The sequence below is a fragment of the Streptomyces kebangsaanensis genome, from assembly GCF_001906585.1.
In the GTDB taxonomy this organism is placed as follows: Bacteria; Actinomycetota; Actinomycetes; order Streptomycetales; family Streptomycetaceae; genus Streptomyces; species Streptomyces kebangsaanensis.
Window position 1 is genome coordinate 1 of the sequence record NZ_JUJA01000036.1, and the last position, 1,943, is coordinate 1,943.

A 1,943-nucleotide genomic window follows, 5' to 3' on the forward strand; every position below is an offset into this window, starting at 1 on the left:
GTCCGCCGTCGGGGCCGCACCGCGTGTCCTGGTCGGTCGCCGGTCGGCCGGGTCAGCCGGCGAAGGCTTCGACGAGGGTCCAGGCGGCCAGGGCGGCCATGCAGGCACCGCCGATGCGCTGCACGGTCTTCAGGGGCACGCGCTTGGCGATGAACCGGCCGACGAGGAGGGCGAGGGCGGAGACGGACATCAGGGCGGCGGCGGAGCCGATGGCGGTGGGGAGCCAGCCGTTGGTGGCGGCGAGGTTGGCGGTGGTGATCTGGGTGAGGTCGCCCCATTCGCTGATGAAGACGGCCATGAACGCGGTGGTGCAGACGGGCCAGAAGCCGGTGACGGTCCTGGTGCCTGCCTCGTCGTCCTCGTCGTCGCTTCCGCTGCGCAGGAGAACGAAGGCGCCGAAGGCGAACAGGGCGGCCGAGACGAGTTTGACGGCCAGGTCGGGCAGCAGGCCGAGGAGACTGCCGGCGCCGACGGCGATGGCGACGTGGACGATGAACGCGGTGGAGGTGCCGAACCACACGTACAGGGGCCGCATGCGGGTGCCCATGGCCAGTGAGGCGAACATCGTCTTGTCGGGGAGTTCGGCGAGGAAGATCAGCCCGAAGGCGGTGATGATCGCCAGGGGGTCGAAGGTCATCGAAGTGCTTTCTGCTGGGGCCGGGCCGCGGGCTCGTACGGCACCCAGGCGGGCGACGGGGAACCTTCTCGGCCCGGCACGACGGAGCCGCCCGCACGGTCGGTGCGGGCGCAGGTCATGCGTTGGCCGAAGGTCTCGTCCGCCACGGCAGCTGCCGGGGCCCGGTGGCCGGGACAGTGCCCTGTCCAGCGTGTCGACCAGCGGTATTGCGGGACTACTCCCCTTCGCAGCCGCCGAGCATACACGGTGATCCGCGACGCCCCCAAGACTCGGGAACCCCGTACCGAAGAAGGGGTCCCCGCGCAGCAGGCGTCGGCTCACCTGGTGGGCCGGCTGCTCCTGGTCTAGAGGCTGAGCGTGATCGCAGCGGCGGTGCCGCCCAGGCCCAGGGCGAGGGCAGCCTCTCCCCAGCCGCCGGTACCCCAGCGGAAGAAACGGTCGAATGCCAGCCGGCCCGGACCGATGGCAGCGACGGCCAGGGCGACGACGGCGATGCACACGCTGTACTCCACGCCGCCGTCCGTCTCCCACAGGCCGTGGGCGCCGGTGACGGTGGCCATGGCATTGATCATCATGCCGATCAGGACAGCGGCCGCGAGCGGTGTCAGCAGGCCGAGGGCCAGACCGAGGCCTCCGAGCAGCTCGGACAGGCCCCCGATGACGGCGAACAGCTTTCCCGGGTGATAGCCCAGCGCCGAGAACGCCTTGCCGGTCGCCGTCAGACCACCGCCCCCGAAGAGCCCGAAGACTTTCTGGGCACCGTGTGCGGCCATCAGCAGTCCGAAGGTCAGCCTGATGAGCAGCAGACCGCAGTCGGCGGCGGTCGCCATCGGCGTGGCGGTGGCGGGATGCGCCACCGGTTTCGTGGAAGAAGCAGAGAGGTTCAGGATGCGCTTGGTCAGCATGGCAATGCTCCGGTTGGAATGCCGGAACGGGTATTTCCCCAGCTCGGACGGATGCCGAGCAACCGGTGAGGGACGGGTCCCACGCAGCGCCGCAGAGCGCGCCCGGACACATTCTTCCGCTGCGGGCAGTGCCGTGTGTGCCGGACGGTGGCCCGCGGGGCAGGCGGCCGGCGCCGCGTCAGTGGTCCTGGGTCATCTGGTCATCGTGATCGGTGTCGCTGGGCTCGAGCCGGACGCAGCACTCTCCGGGCTCGGGGGCCAGGACGGCTTGGACTCCGCTGACCCGGAGGCCGTTGAGGAAGCCGCTGAGGAGGGCCTGGTTCATGCCGCACACCAGGTCGGGGGCCTTCGCGGCCAGTGGGTGGAAGGGGCAGTTGCGCAGCCGGAGCCGGGTGGGGGTC

General features: G+C 70.7%; 2 protein-coding genes and 1 pseudogene. All 3 read right to left on the minus strand.

The genetic code is table 11. The features are described from left to right. Nucleotides 1–52 precede the first annotated feature (52 nt). Complete coding sequence (locus RH94_RS04540) at nt 53–637, minus strand: TMEM165/GDT1 family protein (RefSeq protein ID WP_073946361.1); 585 nt, start codon at nt 635–637, stop codon at nt 53–55. Between the two features lie 344 nt (nt 638–981). Then, nucleotides 982–1,542, minus strand: a complete 561-nt coding sequence (locus RH94_RS04545; RefSeq protein ID WP_079188893.1) for a DoxX family protein — start codon at nt 1,540–1,542, stop codon at nt 982–984. A 178-nt stretch (nt 1,543–1,720) separates the two neighbouring features. Further along, a pseudogene (locus RH94_RS42385) lies at nt 1,721–1,943 on the minus strand (transcriptional regulator); the annotation flags it as partial.

Coding starts and splice junctions, on each gene's coding strand:
- RH94_RS04540 (WP_073946361.1), bottom strand. CDS start 637: ATGACCTTCGACCCCCTGGCGATCATCACCGCCTTCGGGCTGATCTTC.
- RH94_RS04545 (WP_079188893.1), bottom strand. CDS start 1,542: ATGCTGACCAAGCGCATCCTGAACCTCTCTGCTTCTTCCACGAAACCG.